General features: G+C 58.8%; 13 protein-coding genes. 8 read left to right on the top strand and 5 right to left on the bottom strand.

Annotated features, from left to right (window positions below):
* Positions 1-29: 29 nt before the first annotated feature.
* Entirely contained in the window at positions 30-2,219 is a 2,190-nt protein-coding gene (malQ, locus tag AB5Y99_RS09660; protein ID WP_368209583.1) for a 4-alpha-glucanotransferase, read from the bottom strand.
* A gap of 347 nt (positions 2,220-2,566) precedes the next feature.
* Between malQ and gap the strand changes: the two genes are divergently transcribed.
* Together gap and AB5Y99_RS09650 are read left to right on the top strand one after the other, a co-directional pair.
* A complete protein-coding gene (gene gap / locus AB5Y99_RS09655) occupies positions 2,567-3,562 on the top strand; it encodes a type I glyceraldehyde-3-phosphate dehydrogenase (RefSeq protein ID WP_005335708.1) in 996 nt (331 codons plus the stop codon).
* 86 nt (positions 3,563-3,648) lie between these two features.
* Positions 3,649-4,515: a D-hexose-6-phosphate mutarotase gene (locus AB5Y99_RS09650; protein ID WP_368209581.1), complete on the top strand. Its 867-nt coding sequence runs from the start codon at positions 3,649-3,651 to the stop codon at positions 4,513-4,515.
* 70 nt (positions 4,516-4,585) lie between these two features.
* Here the strand turns inward: AB5Y99_RS09650 and nadA are convergent, their stop codons facing one another.
* Positions 4,586-5,659, bottom strand: coding sequence for a quinolinate synthase NadA (nadA, locus tag AB5Y99_RS09645; protein ID WP_005335706.1), 1,074 nt, complete (start codon positions 5,657-5,659; stop codon positions 4,586-4,588).
* A 140-nt stretch (positions 5,660-5,799) separates the two neighbouring features.
* On the opposite strand from nadA, the gene AB5Y99_RS09640 reads away from it, so the two are divergent.
* Complete coding sequence (locus tag AB5Y99_RS09640) at positions 5,800-7,905, top strand: methyl-accepting chemotaxis protein (protein WP_368209579.1); 2,106 nt, start codon at positions 5,800-5,802, stop codon at positions 7,903-7,905.
* A 69-nt stretch (positions 7,906-7,974) separates the two neighbouring features.
* Here the strand turns inward: AB5Y99_RS09640 and AB5Y99_RS09635 are convergent, their stop codons facing one another.
* On the bottom strand, positions 7,975-8,430 hold the full coding sequence (locus tag AB5Y99_RS09635) for an NfeD family protein (RefSeq protein WP_005354718.1): 456 nt from the start codon (positions 8,428-8,430) through the stop codon (positions 7,975-7,977).
* A complete protein-coding gene (locus AB5Y99_RS09630; RefSeq protein ID WP_005335703.1) occupies positions 8,427-9,350 on the bottom strand; it encodes an SPFH domain-containing protein in 924 nt (307 codons plus the stop codon). Before AB5Y99_RS09630 ends, AB5Y99_RS09635 begins: the two co-directional genes overlap by 4 nt.
* 197 nt (positions 9,351-9,547) lie before the next feature.
* Between AB5Y99_RS09630 and cysG the strand changes: the two genes are divergently transcribed.
* From cysG to cysC, 5 genes are all read left to right on the top strand, one after another.
* A complete protein-coding gene (gene cysG, locus AB5Y99_RS09625) occupies positions 9,548-10,984 on the top strand; it encodes a siroheme synthase CysG (protein WP_368209577.1) in 1,437 nt (478 codons plus the stop codon).
* An 18-nt stretch (positions 10,985-11,002) separates the two neighbouring features.
* On the top strand, positions 11,003-11,989 hold the full coding sequence (cysD, locus tag AB5Y99_RS09620) for a sulfate adenylyltransferase subunit CysD (RefSeq protein ID WP_265177009.1): 987 nt from the start codon (positions 11,003-11,005) through the stop codon (positions 11,987-11,989).
* 12 nt (positions 11,990-12,001) lie between these two features.
* Positions 12,002-13,429: a sulfate adenylyltransferase subunit CysN gene (cysN, locus tag AB5Y99_RS09615; protein ID WP_368209575.1), complete on the top strand. Its 1,428-nt coding sequence runs from the start codon at positions 12,002-12,004 to the stop codon at positions 13,427-13,429.
* 4 nt (positions 13,430-13,433) lie between these two features.
* Positions 13,434-15,158 (top strand): SLC13 family permease, encoded by a 1,725-nt coding sequence (locus AB5Y99_RS09610; RefSeq protein ID WP_368209573.1) that lies wholly within the window; start codon positions 13,434-13,436, stop codon positions 15,156-15,158.
* 248 nt (positions 15,159-15,406) lie between these two features.
* Positions 15,407-16,000, top strand: coding sequence for an adenylyl-sulfate kinase (cysC, locus tag AB5Y99_RS09605; RefSeq protein ID WP_368209571.1), 594 nt, complete (start codon positions 15,407-15,409; stop codon positions 15,998-16,000).
* 153 nt (positions 16,001-16,153) lie between these two features.
* Here cysC and AB5Y99_RS09600 read toward each other — a convergent pair whose 3' ends face one another.
* Entirely contained in the window at positions 16,154-16,960 is an 807-nt protein-coding gene (locus tag AB5Y99_RS09600) for a GIY-YIG nuclease family protein (RefSeq protein ID WP_182963254.1), read from the bottom strand.
* Positions 16,961-17,052 lie beyond the last annotated feature (92 nt).

Here is a 17,052-nt window from a genome sequence, read left to right as displayed (position 1 = left end):
TAGGTGAGAGCGCTGTGGGAGACAGCGTCTCAACGACTGGCCTCATCACGGGCTTGGCTCATCTTGCCAGCCAGTGCCTTGAGTGCCTCATTGGCAAAAATATCTTCCAGATCAGCGGAAAGCTTGCGGCGCCAGTTGGGGTATTCGTAACTGGTGCCCGGTACGTTGACCGGCTTGTCCATCTCCAGCCAGTCTTCCAGCTGGGTACTGAACAGGGCGCAGCTGCCGCGGGACATATGGATCTGCAGACCGTGGTTGAGTTCGGTGTTCATGCCGACCCAGTTGACGTCATGACTGATGTTGTCAGAGATGACCTTGTGGGCATGCAAGCTGTCGAGGATCCGCTGTTTGGCCTGGTGACGATCAGCATACAGAGTCTTCAATACATCTTCATCCGGATACAGACCCAGTTGACGGCCGAGCGCCAAATCGTCGCAATGCCAGAAGCCCTTGAGGGTCGGCATGTCGTGAGTGGTCAGGGCCGACATCGCCTGCTCGGTGTAGTGCGCCGGGGAGATAAAGCCGCCATCTTCCTTGGAGCGCTCGAAGAAGAACACCTTGTAGGAGTGAACGCCGTTCTCTTTCAGGGTCACGTCGATCCCCTCCGGCACGGTGCCCAGATCCTCGCCGATCAGCAGGCACTGATTGCGGTGGGATTCGAGGGCCAGAATGCCCAGCAGATCGTTGACCGGATAGTAGATGTAGGCGCCCTTGGCGGCGGACGCTCCGGGCGGTACCCACCACAGGCGCAGCAAGGCCATCACGTGGTCGATGCGCAGTGCGCCGCAGGAGCGCATGTTGGCACGGAACAAGTCCACCATCGGCTGATAGGCCGCTTCGAACAGCTTGTTCGGGTTCATCGGGGGCAGGCCCCAGTTCTGACCGAGCGGGCCGAGGATATCGGGCGGCGCACCGACCGAGGCTTTCGGGCAGTATAGATCCTGGTTGGCCCAGATCTCTGTAGATCCTTCGGATACGCCCACTGCCAGATCCCGGTAGATCCCCATCACCATGCCGGCAGCTTTGGCACGGGCATCGGCTTGCGCCAGCTGCTCGTCGGCCAGGAACTGCAGATAGAGGTAGAAGTTGACATCTTGCGGGTGCGCGGCCATCCAGGCGGCAACGGCAGGATTATGGTAGTCGCGGAACTGCTCCGGCCATACCGGCCAGCCCCAGGCATTTTCGCCTTTGGCATAGAAGTGGGCCTGCAGGGCATCAAATGCTGCCTGCTGTTGCAGGCTGTCGCCACCGGCGGCCACGAAGGCATCAAAGGCGGCCTGACGCTCGGCGCTCAGGGTGGCTTCGTCGAACACCTGACGCAGCATGCCGAGTTTGGTCTGGATCACGCCGGTGTAATCGACATTCTCTTTGGCGCGCAGATCAGCCAGATGTTGCTGGAAGGCAGGACTTGCCACTTCCGCTTTCAGGCGATCGCTCTGCTGGAATTCGGGCACCGCTTCCACATTGATATAGGCCACGTTGAGCCAGCGACGGGAAGAGGGGCTGTAGGGACTGGCGCTCTCCGGATTGGCCGGATAGAGGGCGTGGATGGGGTTGAGGCCGACGAAGTGGGCACCCCAGGCGGCCGCTTTCTCGACCAGCTGGCCCAGATCGCTGAAATCACCGATCCCCCAGTTGTGGCGGCTGCGCAGGCAGTAGAGCTGTACGCTCGGGCCCCACACCTTGCGGCCATCGGCAATTGGAGCCTGCTTGTAGCAGGCCTTGGGGGCAACGATGAGGCGCATGGTGGCCAGCGGCTCGTCATTGCCCTCTTCCAGCAGCACCAGCTGGTGATAACCCAGCTCCGGGGCCATATCCAGAGTGACGCGATAGGCCTGGCACTCCATCTCTTCAAATTCGGCCACGCCGATCAGCTCACCCTCGATGGGGGTGAATTGACCGGACAGCACTGCACCCTGCTCCTGCTGGAGCTGCCAAGTGAGGGCGTCGTTGACGAATTCGATGGGGAGGCGAACCTCAAGGGTAACGGCGTCGCCGGTGCGAACCACCATCACAGGATCCAGCGCCCGCAGCCAGTGCTGGCGATGCTCCTCTTCCAGCTGCTGCACCAGTGCGGCCTCGTCATCGACGCGGTAGCCCATGGCGCCCAGCATGGCGGCCTTGCTCTCTTCTGATACCTGGGCCGGGTGGCCCCAGGCATCGACATACTCGCTGGCGATACCTTTTGCGGCAGCCAGCTGTTCAATCAGGGTGGTCATAGTTTGAGAATTCCCGCTGTGGATTCTATCTATACTATTTTGTTTGATTTTTATGGGGTGGTACTTGAACAGTGGCTCTTTGGCCATGCTAAACCGCGCACATTTTTACATATCTCTGTGAATGGTTGTGTGACCGAGTAGGCACTATTGTTGATATCTGCGCTATGCCACGATCTGGCACTTTTTTCGTCAAAACGTGGTAATCAGTTACATAAACAGAAAATTAATTTCACAGTTTTTCATGATATAGCGCAATTTCAGACAGAATGTTGGTTGACTCACCGGAGAGTTCTAGTAAATTTACAAGCGGAATTTTCTTTGACTACTGAACAGTTAGGTAACTAAATATGACTATCAAAGTAGGTATTAACGGTTTTGGCCGTATCGGTCGTTTCGTATTCCGTCTGGCTTGCGAGCGTGCAGACATCGAAGTTGTTGGTATCAACGACCTGATCGATGTTGACTACATGGCTTACATGCTGAAGTACGATTCAACTCACGGTCGTTTCAACGGTACCGTTGAAGTTAAAGACGGCAACCTGGTTGTAAACGGCAAAACCGTACGTGTTACCGCTGAGCGTGACCCGGCCAACCTGAAGTGGGGCGAAATCGGTGTTGACGTTGTTGCTGAAGCTACCGGTCTGTTCCTGACCGACGAGACTGCTCGCAAGCACATCGCTGCTGGTGCCAAGAAAGTTGTTCTGACTGGCCCGTCCAAAGACGCTACCCCGATGTTCGTAATGGGTGTTAACGACTCTACCTACGCTGGCCAGGACATCGTTTCCAACGCTTCCTGCACCACCAACTGCCTGGCACCGATCGCCAAGGTTCTGAACGATACCTTCGGTATCGAGTCTGGCCTGATGACCACCGTTCACGCTACCACTGCTACCCAGAAGACCGTTGATGGTCCGTCTGCCAAAGACTGGCGCGGTGGCCGCGGTGCGGCTCAGAACATCATCCCGTCCTCTACCGGTGCAGCCAAAGCTGTTGGCGTAGTTATCCCGGAACTGAAAGGCCTGCTGACCGGTATGGCTTTCCGTGTTCCGACTCCGGACGTGTCTGTTGTTGATCTGACCGTTAACCTGAAGAAAGCTGCCACCTACGCAGAAATCTGCGAAGCGATGAAAGCTGCTTCCGAAGGCGCTATGAAAGGCGTTCTGGGCTACACCGAAGACGAAGTTGTATCTACCGACTTCCTGGGTGAGCGTCAGACCTCCGTATTCGACGCCAAGGCTGGTATCCAGCTGAACGACAAATTCGTTAAAGTTGTATCCTGGTACGACAACGAAATGGGCTACTCCAGCAAAGTTCTGGATCTGATCGCTCACATCTCCAAGTAATTTGGGATGCGCAATCGCGTAGCTTGAAAAAGGCGGCCATTGGCCGCCTTTTTGTTTTTCGGTTTCCCCTGATGACAGGAGTCCACATGCAATCCATTCGTCCCCTGACAGCCAATTGCAAGCTTGCCAACAATGCGGCCGGTCTGCCGGTTCTCACCATCAACAACGACTATGCCAAGGCAGAAATCAGCCTGTTTGGCGCCCATGTGCTGAGCTATCAGCGTCATGGCGAGCCGGCCTCCATCTGGCTGAGTGACAAGGCGGTGCTGGATGGCAGCAAGCCTGTTCGCGGTGGTATCCCGATCTGCTGGCCATGGTTTGGCCCGGCGCCCGCCCGCGTCGGTAGCGGCAAGCCCTCCCACGGTTTTGCCCGTACCACCCTCTGGATGCTGGACGGGGTCTCCGATCACGCTGACGGCACGCTTGTTCATCTTTCCCTGCGCGACAGCGATGCGACCCGTGCCCTGTGGGATCACGCCTTCGAACTGGAGCTGGACGTGCTGGTGGGCAAAGAGCTTTCGCTGGTGCTGACCACTCGCAACACCGGTAGCCAGCCGCTGACTTATAGCGGTGCGCTGCATACCTATTTGCAAATCAGTGCGCCGGAAGCGGTGAGCGTGAGCGGTCTGGGCGAGCCCTATGCCGACAAGCTGACCGGGCAGGATGCCAAGCAGCAGGGTGCATTGACCCTGAGCGGGCCGCTGGATCGGGTCTACTGGCAGCCAGAGGCGTTGGTGAGCGTGCAGGATGGTGAGCGTGAGACCCGGGTTGTCAGTGGCAACCACGACAGCGTGGTGGTCTGGACCCCCTGGCTGGAAGGGGCCACCGCCATGGCCGACATGAGCGACGATGGCTATCGCACCATGCTCTGCGTCGAAGCAGCCATCGCTGGCGAGGCGGGTGTGACCGTTGCGCCGGATGAAGAGCACAGTCTCTCCACCGTAATCATCTGAGCAGGATGAGGCTCAGATAAATAAAGAGGGCTCCCGCGGGAGCCCTCTTTGCATCTCGTGACGGTGGCAATCAGGCGTTGCCCTGGGTCTTGAGCTTGAGTTCGGCGGCGAAATTGAGCATCCGATCGAGGGGGATCAAGGCTTTGACCCGCAGATCTTCGTCGACATGGATCTCGTGGCGCTCGGCACCGTCGGTGAGCGCTTCCTTGATCGCCACCAGACCGTTCATCGCCATCCAGGGGCAGTGGGCGCAGCTGCGGCAGGTAGCGCCATCGCCACCGGTCGGTGCTTCCACCATCTCTTTCTCCGGACAGGCCTGCTGCATCTTGTAGAAGATGCCCCGATCGGTCGCCACGATCAGCTTCTGCTGGGGCAGCTCCTTGGCCGCCTTGATCAGCTGGCTGGTGGAGCCCACCGCATCGGCCAGCTCGATCACCGAGGCGGGGGATTCCGGATGAACCAGCACGGCGGCGTCCGGATTCTGCTCTTTCAGCTCGCGCAGGGCGCGGGCCTTGAACTCGTCGTGGACGATGCAGTGGCCTTGCCAGCGCAGCATCTGCGCCCCGGTCTTCTTCTCGATATAGGCGCCCAGATGGCGATCCGGGCCCCAGATGATCTTGTGACCCAGACTGTCGAGGTGTTCGACGATCTCCAGCGCAATGCTGGAGGTCACCACCCAGTCAGCCCGCGCTTTGACCGCAGCCGAGGTATTGGCGTAGACCACCACGGTATGGTCGGGATTGGCATCGCAGAAGGCGGAGAACTGTTCGATGGGACAGCCCAGATCGAGGGAGCATTCGGCCTCCAGAGTCGGCATCAGCACCCGCTTGTGGGGGCTCAGGATCTTGGAGGTTTCCCCCATAAAGCGCACCCCGGCGACGATCAGGGTTTGCGCCTCGTGATCGCGGCCAAAGCGGGCCATCTCCAGCGAGTCACCGACGAAACCGCCGGTGGCTTCGGCCAGCGCCTGGATCTCGGGATCCGTGTAGTAGTGGGCAACCAGTACCGCTTTGCGCTCCTTGAGCAGCGCCTTGATTTCTGTGGTCAAGGTCGTTCTCTGCTCGGCACTCAGGGGAAGAGGTTTGGCCGGAAAGGGGTAGTCCATCGCGACTACCGGCGGGACACTGCTCAGTGCATTGCTCATTGCGACTGTTCCATCAACGCTCGGGAAGGCAAAAATTATAACCAGAAGCCTGCCACAAACCCATCAACAAATCGGGTGAAGCGCAAGTGGGCGAATATACTCAAGTAATTCGTTGTTATTCTGCCATAAGGAGTCGTCGCATGAAGCAACGTTCCCTCAAGTTCAAGTTGTTGTGCCTTACCATGGGGCTGTTTCTGCTGACCGGGCTGGCCATGACCCTGTTGCAATCGGCCTCTTTCGGCTCCCTTCGCAACATGGTGATGACCCAGACCAGTGATGCACTGGAAGAGGAGGTCTCCCGCAGTCTGCATTATCAGGCGGAGCGCTATGCCATCCAGATTGCCTCGTTGATGCAGAACTCCTATCAGATACCTCTGACCGTGACCGCACAGATTGAAGCCGGGATGACCAAACCGGAACTGCGGCTGTCGCGGCCTCAAGTGGAGTCTTTGCTCGGCAGCAGCCTGCAGCAGGCGGGCGGGATCAGCTCCATCTACGCCCAGTTTGAACCGGATGGCTATGATGGCGAGGATGGCAACTGGCTTGGCGGGGCCAGCCACTCGGTGGCAGGCAAGGGGAGTCTGGAGATCTATTTCACCAAGGATCAGGGGGGGGGCGTTGCCCAGCAAGCGGTGGATGCCGCCGCCAGTGAGGCCAAGTTTGATACCTCCCTCAACGAGTTCGGCATTCGCAACAGCGAGTGGTATCTCTGTGGTCGCGATACCCGCCAGCCCTGCCTGATGGAGCCTTATCTCTACGAAATCAGCCCGGGCAACAAGATGCTGATGACCAGTCTGACGGTGCCCGTGCTGCGTGACGGCAAGTTTGTCGGGCTGGCCGGGGTGGATATGAACCTGCCCATCTTCCAGCAACTGGCTGAAAACCTTGGCAAGAGCCTCTATGACAACAAGGCGGATGTGACCCTGGTCAGCAAGATGGGGCTGATTGTGGGCAGCAACCGCTATGCCGACAAGCTGGGCCGTCCACTCAAGGAGGTGGGCCTGACCCTGCCTGACGGTCAGCCTGTCAGCAGCGACAGTGACTTTATTCTTCATCAGCCCATCCGGGTTGAGGCAGCCAATACCCAGTGGTGGTTGATGATCAAGGTGCCCAAGGCGCTGGCGCTGAGCAAGGCGCACACCATCAGCAATGAACTGGGCGCCCTGCTGGTGGATGCCCAGCGGCAGCAGATCATCGCCATGGGCGGGATTACCCTGTTGGTGCTGGGGCTGCTGGTCTGGTTTATCCAGACCATCACAGCGCCGCTTTCCCTTATCAGTCGCCATGTGGGCCATCTCTCCAGCAACGAGGGGGACCTGACCCAGCAGATGGAGATCGACACCCATCAGGAACTTATCGATCTAGGCTCCCAGCTCAATGCCTTCCTCGGCAAGCTGCGGGGCATGGTGCAAATGAGCAAGGGGATTGGTCAGCAGGTCTACCAGCAGGCGCGGGAGATGAAACATACCGCCGACACCATGCGCAACAGTCTGGACGAGCAGAATCTGGAGCTGGAGAGCGTGGTGAGCGCCATGCACCAGATGAGCACCACGGCAGTCAGCGTGGCGGGTTATGCCGAGCAGGCGGCGCAGGAGTCGGAAGCGGCGACCCACCACATCAATACCGCCCAGCAGACCCTCAGCAATGCCCGCAACGAGATCCATACTCTGGTCGGCGATATGCATGAGGCGGATAAAGCGGTGGCGCTGGTGGCCCAGCGCAGCACCAATATCAGCCGGATCCTCGATGTGATCCGCGCCATTGCCGAGCAGACCAATCTGCTGGCCCTCAACGCCGCCATCGAAGCGGCGCGGGCAGGGGACATGGGCCGCGGTTTTGCGGTGGTGGCGGACGAGGTACGGGCGCTGGCGACCAAAACTCGTGAATCGACCGACGAGATCGGCCAGCTGATTGGCAGTTTGCAGACCGAGGTGAGCAGCAGTCAGCGTCTGATGAATACCGGCATCGAGCGCTCCACCACCACGGTGCAGGGTACCGAGCAGGCGTTCGAGGCGCTCAATCGGGTGGTGGCCCAGATCCAGCAGATCCATGACCACATCAGTCAGGTAGCCACCGCCGCCGAGCAGCAGAGTGCGGTGAGCGATACCATCAACCAGAACCTGATGCGGATCGGCGATACCGCCAACGTGATCGGGCAGGAGGCCAGCTCCAGCCATCAACTGAGCGAAGCGCTGGAGCAAGCGGCCACGGCGCTGGCCAGTCAGCTCGATCGGCTGCGTACCTGAGTGGCAGCCAGCGAGACAAAAGCCCGCGAGCGATCGCGGGCTTTTTTATGACTCGATGGCAGAGTTGCGTCAGTTGCGGGGTTCAACCAGCAGGATGTGGGAGTCAGCCCCCACCACCCTGACCTTGCTGCCCGCAGGCAGCGACTCGTCGCAGCGCACCGTCCAGACCGTGTCGTCCAGATGTACCCGGCTGGTGCCTTGGGCGACATCATCCAGCAGGGTCAGCTCGCGGCCCATATAGCTCTGCATCCGCTCGTTGATGGTGCTGGCGGCATCCTGACCCGAGTTGTCACGCTGGTGCTGCCAACGCCACCAGGCCCAGGTGGTGAGCAGGGATTGCACCGCAAACAGCAGCAACTGCGCCTGCCAGCCAAAGGGCCAGATCAGCAGCAGTAGCCCCACTTCCAGCGCGGCGATGCCGGTCCAGAGCAAAAAGCCCACTGAGCCGAGCACCTCGATGGCCAGCAGAATGAAGCCGAGCCCCAGCCAGTGCCAGTGGGTCAGCCCCTCTAACAGGGCTGTCATGACTTGCTGCCCTTGCCATCTTTGTTGAACAGCTCGGCCATGCCAGCCACCGAGCCAATCAGGCTGCCCGCTTCCAGCGGCATCATGATGATCTTGCTGTTGGGGCCTTCACCGATGCGGGCCAGTGCCTCGGTGTACTTCTGAGCCACGAAGTAGTTGATGGCCTGCAGGTCTCCTTCCGCAATCGCCTGGGAGACCATATGAGTCGCCTTGGCTTCCGCCTCGGCTGCCCGCTCCCGCGCTTCGGCGGCGAGGAAGGCGGCCTGACGCTCACCTTCGGCTTTGAGGATTTGGGACTGCTTCTCCCCTTCCGCTTTCAGGATCTTGGACTGGCGCACCCCTTCGGCTTCCAGTACCTCGGCCCGTTTCTGGCGCTCGGCCTTCATCTGGGCGTTCATCGCTTCGACCAGTGCCAGCGGCGGGCGCACATCTTTAATCTCGATGCGGGTCACCTTGATGCCCCAGGGGGCGGTGGCGGCATCCATGGTGCGCAGCAGCTTCTCGTTGATGGTGTCGCGCTGGGAGAGCATCTCGTCCAGTTCCATGGCGCCGAGCACGGTGCGCATATTGGTCATGGTGAGATTGCGGATAGCGCTGGTGAGATCGTTGACCTCGTAACCCGCTTTACGGGCATCCACCACCTGCACAAAGCTGATGGCGTCGATGGTGACGTTGGCGTTATCGCGGGAGATCACCTCTTGTGCCGGGATATCCAGCACCTGCTCCATCATGATGATCTTGTGGCCGACCCGATCCACGTAGGGGATCAACAGGTTGAGGCCCGGGGTCAGGGTGCGGGTGTAGCGGCCGAAGCGCTCCACCGTCCAGTTGTAGCCCTGGGGCACTATCTTGATGCCCGCGCTCAGGGTGGCGAGCACCAGGAACACGAAAATCCCTAGCACAATCAATGATTCATTCATCATTTAGCTCCTTATGAAACACAGTCCCTAGCCTATGGTCTGGCGTCAGGTACCACAAGTGACTTTGTACGCCTTTGTCATGAATTGGCTTTGCTAATTACCAAAACGCATTAAAAAGCATTTTTTATTATTTTGAGGGATAAGCTGCCCTGCCTATAGTCGCCCCATATTAGTCGTGTTCCGAGGGATGGGCCGAAATGGATTATTTACCTATGTTTGCCAAGTTGGAAGGCCGCCCGGTACTGCTGGTGGGCGGGGGCGAGGTTGCCCTGCGCAAGGCGCGCCTGCTGCTGGCGGCCGGTGCCCGGCTGACCCTGGTCTCCCCGGAGCTTGAACCGGAATTTGCGGAATTCACCGGTCGTTTCACCCATCTGGCGGAGCGCTTCACCCCGGCCCATCTGGCTGGTCAGATTTTGGTGGTGGCGGCGACCGACAACCTCGAAGTCAATGCGCTGGTTTATCAGAGTGCCAACCAGCTGGGTCTGTTCGTCAACGTGGTGGATGACCCCAAGCGCTCCAGCTTTATCTTCCCATCGATCATCGATCGCTCGCCGCTGATGGTGGCGGTCTCCAGCGGCGGCAAGGCGCCGGTACTGGTGCGCCTGCTGCGCGAGCGGTTGGAGAGCCTGCTGCCGCGCCATCTTGGCGGGCTGACCGAGCTCTCCGGCCGGGTCCGTGACAAGGCGAAGCGGGTGCTCTCATCGATTTCCGATCGCCGCCGCTTCTGGGAGCGCGCCTTTGCCTCCAACACCCTCGCCAGCCTGATTGAAAAAGAGGATTGGCAAGGTGCCGAGCAGTGGCTGAGCGATGGCCTCGATCAGGCGAAAAGCGAAGTAGGAGAAGTGGTGCTGGTCGGGGCGGGCCCCGGCGATCCGGGCCTCTTGACCCTCAAGGCGCTGCAACAGATTCAACAGGCTGAAGTGGTGCTTTACGACCAGCTGGTTTCTGCCGAGATCCTCGATCTGGTGCGCCGCGATGCCACTCTGGTGTCGGTTGGCAAGAAGGCGGGCGCCCACAGCGTGCCGCAGGAGGAGACCAATCGCCTGCTGGTGGAATACGCCAAGGCGGGCAATCGGGTGGTGCGGCTGAAAGGAGGCGATCCCTTTATGTTTGGCCGGGGTGGCGAGGAGCTGGAAGTGCTGGCCGACGAAGGTATTCCCTTCTCTGTGGTGCCCGGCATCACGGCTGCCGCCGGTGCCACCGCCTATGCCGGCATTCCGCTCACTCACCGTGATTACGCCCAGAGCGCCGTCTTTATTACCGGCCACTGCCAAAAAGAGGGCAAGGAGCCCGACTGGCAGCAGCTCGCCGCCACCAGTCAGACTCTGGTCATCTACATGGGGCTGATGCGCTCCGAGCATATCCAGCAGCAGTTGGTGGATCACGGCCGAAGCCAAGCCACCCCCATCGCCATCATCGAGCGCGGCACCACATCCCGCCAGCGGGTGCTGACCGGCACCTTGGCTGATCTGGCCGAGCTGGCCAAACAGGCGGTAAGCCCGTCGCTTATCGTCATCGGCGAAGTGGTTGCCCTGCGCGATCGGCTCGCCTGGTTTGGGGAAAAGGGCGGCGAGCAGCTGCGCGCTAACCCGGATCTCGATGGCTGCGACCTCAAGCTGGTGCAGCTGGCCTGACCCAAAAAGAGATATTTGATGCGGCTGCCAGCGCGGCCGCGCACTGAACCACCCAGCGCCTTGAGCAGGCGCATAAGCAATGACCCGAGGACCAACATGGACCGTGAAAGATTGACGCACTTGCAGCAGCTGGAAGCCGAGAGCATCCATATCATCCGCGAGGTGGCTGCCGAATTTGAAAACCCGGTGATGATGTACTCCATCGGCAAGGACTCCTCCGTCATGCTGCACCTGGCCCGCAAGGCCTTCTATCCGGGCAAGATCCCGTTCCCCTTGCTGCACGTCGACACCGACTGGAAGTTCAAGGAGATGATCAAATTCCGCGACGAGACCGCCAGGAAGTACGGGCTGGATCTCATCGTCCACAAGAACCCGGAAGGGCTCGCCATGGGCATCAACCCCTTCGTCCACGGCAGCGGCAAGCATACCGACATCATGAAGACAGAGGGGCTCAAGCAGGCGCTCAACAAATATGGCTTCGATGCCGCCTTCGGTGGCGCCCGCCGCGACGAAGAGAAGTCTCGTGCCAAGGAGCGGGTCTACTCCTTCCGTGACAAGTCCCACCGCTGGGATCCGAAGAACCAGCGCCCCGAGCTGTGGCGCGTCTACAACAGCCAGGTCAACAAGGGGGAGAGTATCCGGGTGTTCCCGCTCTCCAACTGGACCGAACTGGATATCTGGCAATACATCTATCTGGAAAACATCGACATAGTGCCGCTCTACTTCGCGGCCATGCGTCCGGTGGTGGAGCGCAACGGCATCAAGATCATGGTGGATGACGAGCGCATGCCGCTGACCGCCGAGGATGAAGTGAAGCAGGAGCTGGTGCGCTTCCGTACTCTCGGCTGCTACCCGCTGACCGGGGCCATCGAATCCGATGCCACCACCTTGCCGGAAATTATTGAAGAGATGCTGCTCACCACTTCGAGCGAGCGGCAAGGGCGGCTGATTGACCACGATCAGGCCGGCTCCATGGAGCAGAAGAAGCGTCAGGGATATTTCTAAGGAGTCGTCAGCATGAACAGCCATATTCAGACCGCCATCACCGAACAGGGCATCGAAGCCTATCTGCACGCCCAGCAGCACAAGAGTCTGCTGCGTTTTCTCACCTGCGGCAGCGTGGATGACGGCAAGAGCACCCTTATCGGTCGCCTGCTGCACGACTCCCAGCAGATTTATGAAGATCAGCTCAAAGCGCTGGAGTCCGACAGCCAGAAACTCGGCACCACCGGCGAGAAGCTGGACCTGGCACTGCTGGTAGACGGCCTGCAAGCGGAGCGCGAGCAGGGCATCACCATCGACGTGGCCTACCGCTATTTCTCCACTGCCAAGCGCAAATTCATCATCTCGGATACCCCGGGCCACGAGCAGTACACCCGCAACATGGCCACCGGCGCCTCCACCTGCGATCTGGCCATCATCCTGATCGACGCCCGCAAAGGCGTGCTGGATCAGACCCGTCGCCACAGCTTTATTGCGAGCCTGCTTGGCATCAAGCAGTTCGTGGTGGCGGTCAACAAGATGGATCTGGTGGAGTTCAGTCAGGAGGTGTTCGAGCGCATCAGTGCAGACTACCGTGAGTTCGCCAAGAAGCTCAGCGTCGACACCATCCATATCGTGCCGGTCTCGGCGCTGGACGGTGACAACGTGGTCAACCCAAGCGACAAGCTGGCTTGGTATCAGGGCGAAACCCTGCTTGCTCTGCTGGAGTCTGCCGAGGTTGAGCGCGAGCTGGAGCGTCATCCGGTGCGCCTGCCGGTGCAGTATGTGAACCGTCCCAACCTCGATTTTCGCGGCTTCGCGGGCACGCTCGCCTCCGGCATTCTGCGGGTGGGCGACAAGCTGGCGGTGCTGCCGTCGGGCAAGGAGAGCACAGTCACCCGCATCGTCACCTTCGACGGGGATCTGGAGTACGCCCTGCCGGGTCAGGCCATCACAGTCACCTTCGCCGATGAAATCGACATCAGCCGCGGCGACCTGCTGGTGGATGCCGCCCAACGTCCGCAAGTGACCCAGAACCTGCTGGCCCATATCGTCTGGATGGGGGAGGAGTCCCTGCAACCGGGTCGGGTCTACGACGTCAAGCTGGCCACCAAGAAGAGTCGCGGTCAGGTGGAGGCCATCCGCCACCGCATCGAGATCAACAAGCTCGACGAGCTGCCTGCGAGCGAGCTCAAGCTCAACGAGATCGGCTTGTGCGAGCTGAGCCTCACCGACCCGGTGGCGTTCGACCCGTATCAGGAGATCCGCGATACCGGCAGCTTTATCCTGATCGACCGGCTGACCAACGTCACCGTCGGCGCCGGCATGATAGTGGAAGGCTTGGCCGCCAAAGCGGTAAAAGGGCACTACAGCGAGTTCGAAATCGAGCTCAACGCCCTGGTACGCAAGCACTTCCCGCACTGGCAAGCCCTTGCCATCGGTAACGACACAAGCAAGGAGTAAGCCCATGACCTGGCAACAATTCCTGGTGCTGGGTCTGCTGGCTGCTCTCGTGGCCCTGCTGATCCAGGGCAAACTCCGCCCGGCGCTGCTCTTCTCGGGCGCCGTGCTCATCACCTACCTGAGCGGGCTGGCGGATATCAACGCCGTGGTGGCGGGCTACACCAACAGCGCCCTGCTGACGCTGGTGCTGTTGCTGCTGGTGTCGCTGGCGGTGGAGAAGACCCGCATCATGAGCTGGTTCGCCAATCTGGTGGGCACGGGTTCATTCAACAAGGTGCTGGTGAAGGTGTGGTTCTCCACCGCCTTCCTGTCCGCCTTCGTCAACAACACCGCCGTGGTGGCCTCCATGCTGGGAGCGGTCAAACGCAACCCCAACCATGCGCCGTCACGGCTGCTGCTGCCCATGTGCTTCGCGGCGACCTTTGGCGGGGTGCTGACCCTGATCGGCACCTCCACCAACCTTATCGTCAACAGCTTCCTCATCAAGATGGGGGCGCCGCCGCTCGGCATGTTCGACTTCTTTATGGTGGGAGCGGGTACTCTGCTGACCGGTCTGGTGGCCGTGCTGCTGTTTGCCCGTCACCTGCCGGAGCAGGATACCGAGATGAGCCGCGAATCCGGCTACTTTCTCGAAGCCAAGGTGGGCGCCGGTTCACCGCTGGCGGGGCGCTGCGTCAAGGAGAACGGCCTGCGCAGCCTGAAAAGCCTCTATCTGGCGGAAATTATTCGCGGCGATCAGGTGATCTGCCCGGTGCAGCCGGAACACGAACTGCACGAAGGGGACGTGCTGCTCTTTTGCGGCGACGTGGAGAGCGTCGGCGTATTGCAGGAGATGAAGGGGCTGGATCTCTACGGCCAGCACCGCCTCAACGGCCAGCATCTGGTGGAGGTGATCGTCAGCCACAGCTCGCGGCTGGTGGGTCAGACCATCAAGGATGCCGAATTTCGCACTCACTTTGATGCGGTGGTGCTAGCGGTGCGCCGCGGCGAAACCCAGCTCACCGGCGGCCTCGGCCAGATTGAACTGCACGCCGGTGATACCCTGCTGCTGGCCCCCGGCCCCCAGTTTGCCCGCAACAAATCGCTGGGGCGCGAGTTTGTGGTGGTGAGCGGGCTGGAAGCCTCTACCCGTCTCGATGGCAAGCGCAGCGCCGCCGTGGTGCTGGGGTTTCTCGGGGTGCTGGCGCTCTCGGTATTCGATCTGGTGCCGCTGTTCAAGGGCTTGCTGCTGATGCTGGTGGCGCTGCTGCTCACCCGCATTCTGACCCTGGACGAGATCCGCCGCCGCTTTCCGCTGGATATCTGGCTGGTGGTGGGCGGGGCGCTCGCCATCGCCGATCAGCTGGAAAAGAGCGGGCTGGCCAAGCTTATCGCCGACTGGCTGATGGGGGAGTTCAACGGTGCCAGCCCCATCATCGCCTTTATCGGTATCTATGTGTTTACGCTGGTGCTGACCGAGCTGATGAGCAACAACGCGGCGGCCGCGCTGGCCTTCCCCATGGGTTACCAGCTGGCGCTCAGCATGGATGTCTCGACCATGCCGTTTATTCTGGCGGTGCTGTTCGGGGCGAGCTCTAGCTTTATCCTGCCCTACGGCTACCAGACCAACCTGATGGTCTATGCCGCGGGCAACTACAAGATGCCGGACTACCTCAAGCTGGCCCTGCCGGTCTCGCTGGCCTATAGCCTCGGGGTGATTGTGATGGTGCCCCTGCTGTTTCCGTTTTAAGGCGTGAGCGCCAATCAAGGGGGGTTGGATGAGCAATACCATGGCACCAGCACGTTGTCGGCGGATAGTCCTAGGCGGCTCCCCGTGGTTCCGGACCGTTTAAGTTTTGAGGCGTAAGTGCCAAGCAAGGAGTGTTGGGTGAGCAATACCATGGCACCAGCACGTTGTCGGCGGATAGTCCGAGGCGGCTCCCTGTGGTGCCGGACCGTTTAAGTTTTGAGGCGTAAGTGCCAATCAAGGAGTGTGGGATGAGCAATATCGTGTGGCACAAACATGCCGTCGACAAACAGAGCCGGGCCGAGCTTAAAGGGCAAAAACCGCTGGTGATCTGGTTTACCGGGCTGTCGGGGGCGGGCAAATCGACCCTGGCGGGGGCGCTGGAGCAGGCGCTGGCGTCACAAGGCAAGCACACCTATCTGCTGGATGGGGACAATGTGCGCCACGGCCTCTGCGGCGATCTCGGTTTCGATGATGTCGCGCGGCAGGAGAATATCCGCCGGGTCGGCGAAGTGGCAAAACTCATGGTGGATGCGGGCCTTATCGTGCTCACCGCCTTTATCTCGCCATTTCGTGCCGAGCGGACGCTGGTGCGTAGCCTCTTGGGTGAAGGGGAGTTTGTCGAGGTATTTGTCGATGCGCCGCTTGCCATCTGCGAAGAGCGCGACCCCAAGGGGCTCTACAAAAAGGCGCGGGCAGGGGAGATCACGAATTTTACCGGTATCGATTCGGCCTATGAGGCCCCGGAAAATCCAGAAATCCATCTGCTTAATGCCGGTAAATCGGTGGAAGTGCTGGTGGGTGAGCTGCTGACTGCTCTGCGGCAGCGGGGGTTGAGCGACTGAGGTTGATTGTCTGGTCAGAATATTGGTAACAAGGGGGGCGTTTGCCCCTTTTTACATTGCCTACTAACTCTTACTTTCACGCAAACAGCTATCCGCTTAATAGAGGGTGGTTTGCTCCCGTCCCAGAGAGTTGTTTGAATGATTTTCATACGCTTATGATGCATTGTAACCAAATTTGACTGTCTGTAGCTTTTGCTTCCACAGGTTTTCACGCTGTATAACTTCTTCTGGCACAAGTGACTTTGAAAGCACCTCTAAAATTGTAAATTTAAAAAACTCTTCAAAATATTCTCTAGATTGAATAGCGTAAAGCTCTTTTAGTTCTTTGTTGTTGCCATGGCAGCCGTATATGTAATCAGACCATCTTCCCCAGATGCCTTGATTACCATAAGCAGAGCCAACATAATGCTTCCCTGTTTTTTTATCTGTTAGTAGGTAGACTCCATATACACTGCTCAAGGCAACCTTCCAATCATTTAATTCATTTTTTATAACTATGTTGATGGATTCAAAGCTATGATTTATTCTATCGTAAGATATAAATCTTTCTCCTTGATATTTATGTTGTGAGATGGATGAAACCGTCGAGTGAGAGAATATATAGTCAGGATTGAATACTGTCCCTCTAGTATTTTCACCGCGATAATCAATTGTTAATCGACCAATCAGTTCCTCATGGTTATGATCTAGTTCTACTTCATAACCAGAGCCACTTCGGTTGGTTATATTGAAAATGCCACCAAATAAAAACTTAGAGCCTGATATCTGGGCAAAAGAAACGATTTTATCTCTTACAAAACGCTCTTTTTTCTTTCCTCGGTATACCTGCCAACTAGTCCATTCTTCAAAGCTCCTAGCTAATACATCTATTGGACGTGTGCCTTCGGGCTCCTGTTTTGCTAAATGAAACCTGTAAAGAGAATTGTTATTCAATTCAGGAAATATTAACTCTAACTTCATAGGTGTCTCTATATATTGGTGGCGTATAGTGCTGAGTTAAGGGAACGGTGCTGCATAAATCAACGTTCCACAAGAAACCTTTATCATATAAT

This window comes from Aeromonas sp. R4-2 (genome assembly GCF_040908295.1).
Taxonomy (GTDB): domain Bacteria; phylum Pseudomonadota; class Gammaproteobacteria; order Enterobacterales; family Aeromonadaceae; genus Aeromonas; species Aeromonas veronii.
This window is presented reverse-complemented; position numbering and strand designations above follow the sequence as displayed.

Coding starts and splice junctions, on each gene's coding strand:
- AB5Y99_RS09640 (WP_368209579.1), top strand. CDS start 5,800: ATGAAGCAACGTTCCCTCAAGTTCAAGTTGTTGTGCCTTACCATGGGG.
- cysD (WP_265177009.1), top strand. CDS start 11,003: ATGCGGCTGCCAGCGCGGCCGCGCACTGAACCACCCAGCGCCTTGAGC.
- cysC (WP_368209571.1), top strand. CDS start 15,407: ATGAGCAATATCGTGTGGCACAAACATGCCGTCGACAAACAGAGCCGG.
- AB5Y99_RS09635 (WP_005354718.1), bottom strand. CDS start 8,430: ATGACAGCCCTGTTAGAGGGGCTGACCCACTGGCACTGGCTGGGGCTC.
- gap (WP_005335708.1), top strand. CDS start 2,567: ATGACTATCAAAGTAGGTATTAACGGTTTTGGCCGTATCGGTCGTTTC.
- nadA (WP_005335706.1), bottom strand. CDS start 5,659: ATGAGCAATGCACTGAGCAGTGTCCCGCCGGTAGTCGCGATGGACTAC.
- cysG (WP_368209577.1), top strand. CDS start 9,548: ATGGATTATTTACCTATGTTTGCCAAGTTGGAAGGCCGCCCGGTACTG.
- AB5Y99_RS09630 (WP_005335703.1), bottom strand. CDS start 9,350: ATGAATGAATCATTGATTGTGCTAGGGATTTTCGTGTTCCTGGTGCTC.
- cysN (WP_368209575.1), top strand. CDS start 12,002: ATGAACAGCCATATTCAGACCGCCATCACCGAACAGGGCATCGAAGCC.
- AB5Y99_RS09610 (WP_368209573.1), top strand. CDS start 13,434: ATGACCTGGCAACAATTCCTGGTGCTGGGTCTGCTGGCTGCTCTCGTG.
- AB5Y99_RS09600 (WP_182963254.1), bottom strand. CDS start 16,960: ATGAAGTTAGAGTTAATATTTCCTGAATTGAATAACAATTCTCTTTAC.
- malQ (WP_368209583.1), bottom strand. CDS start 2,219: ATGACCACCCTGATTGAACAGCTGGCTGCCGCAAAAGGTATCGCCAGC.
- AB5Y99_RS09650 (WP_368209581.1), top strand. CDS start 3,649: ATGCAATCCATTCGTCCCCTGACAGCCAATTGCAAGCTTGCCAACAAT.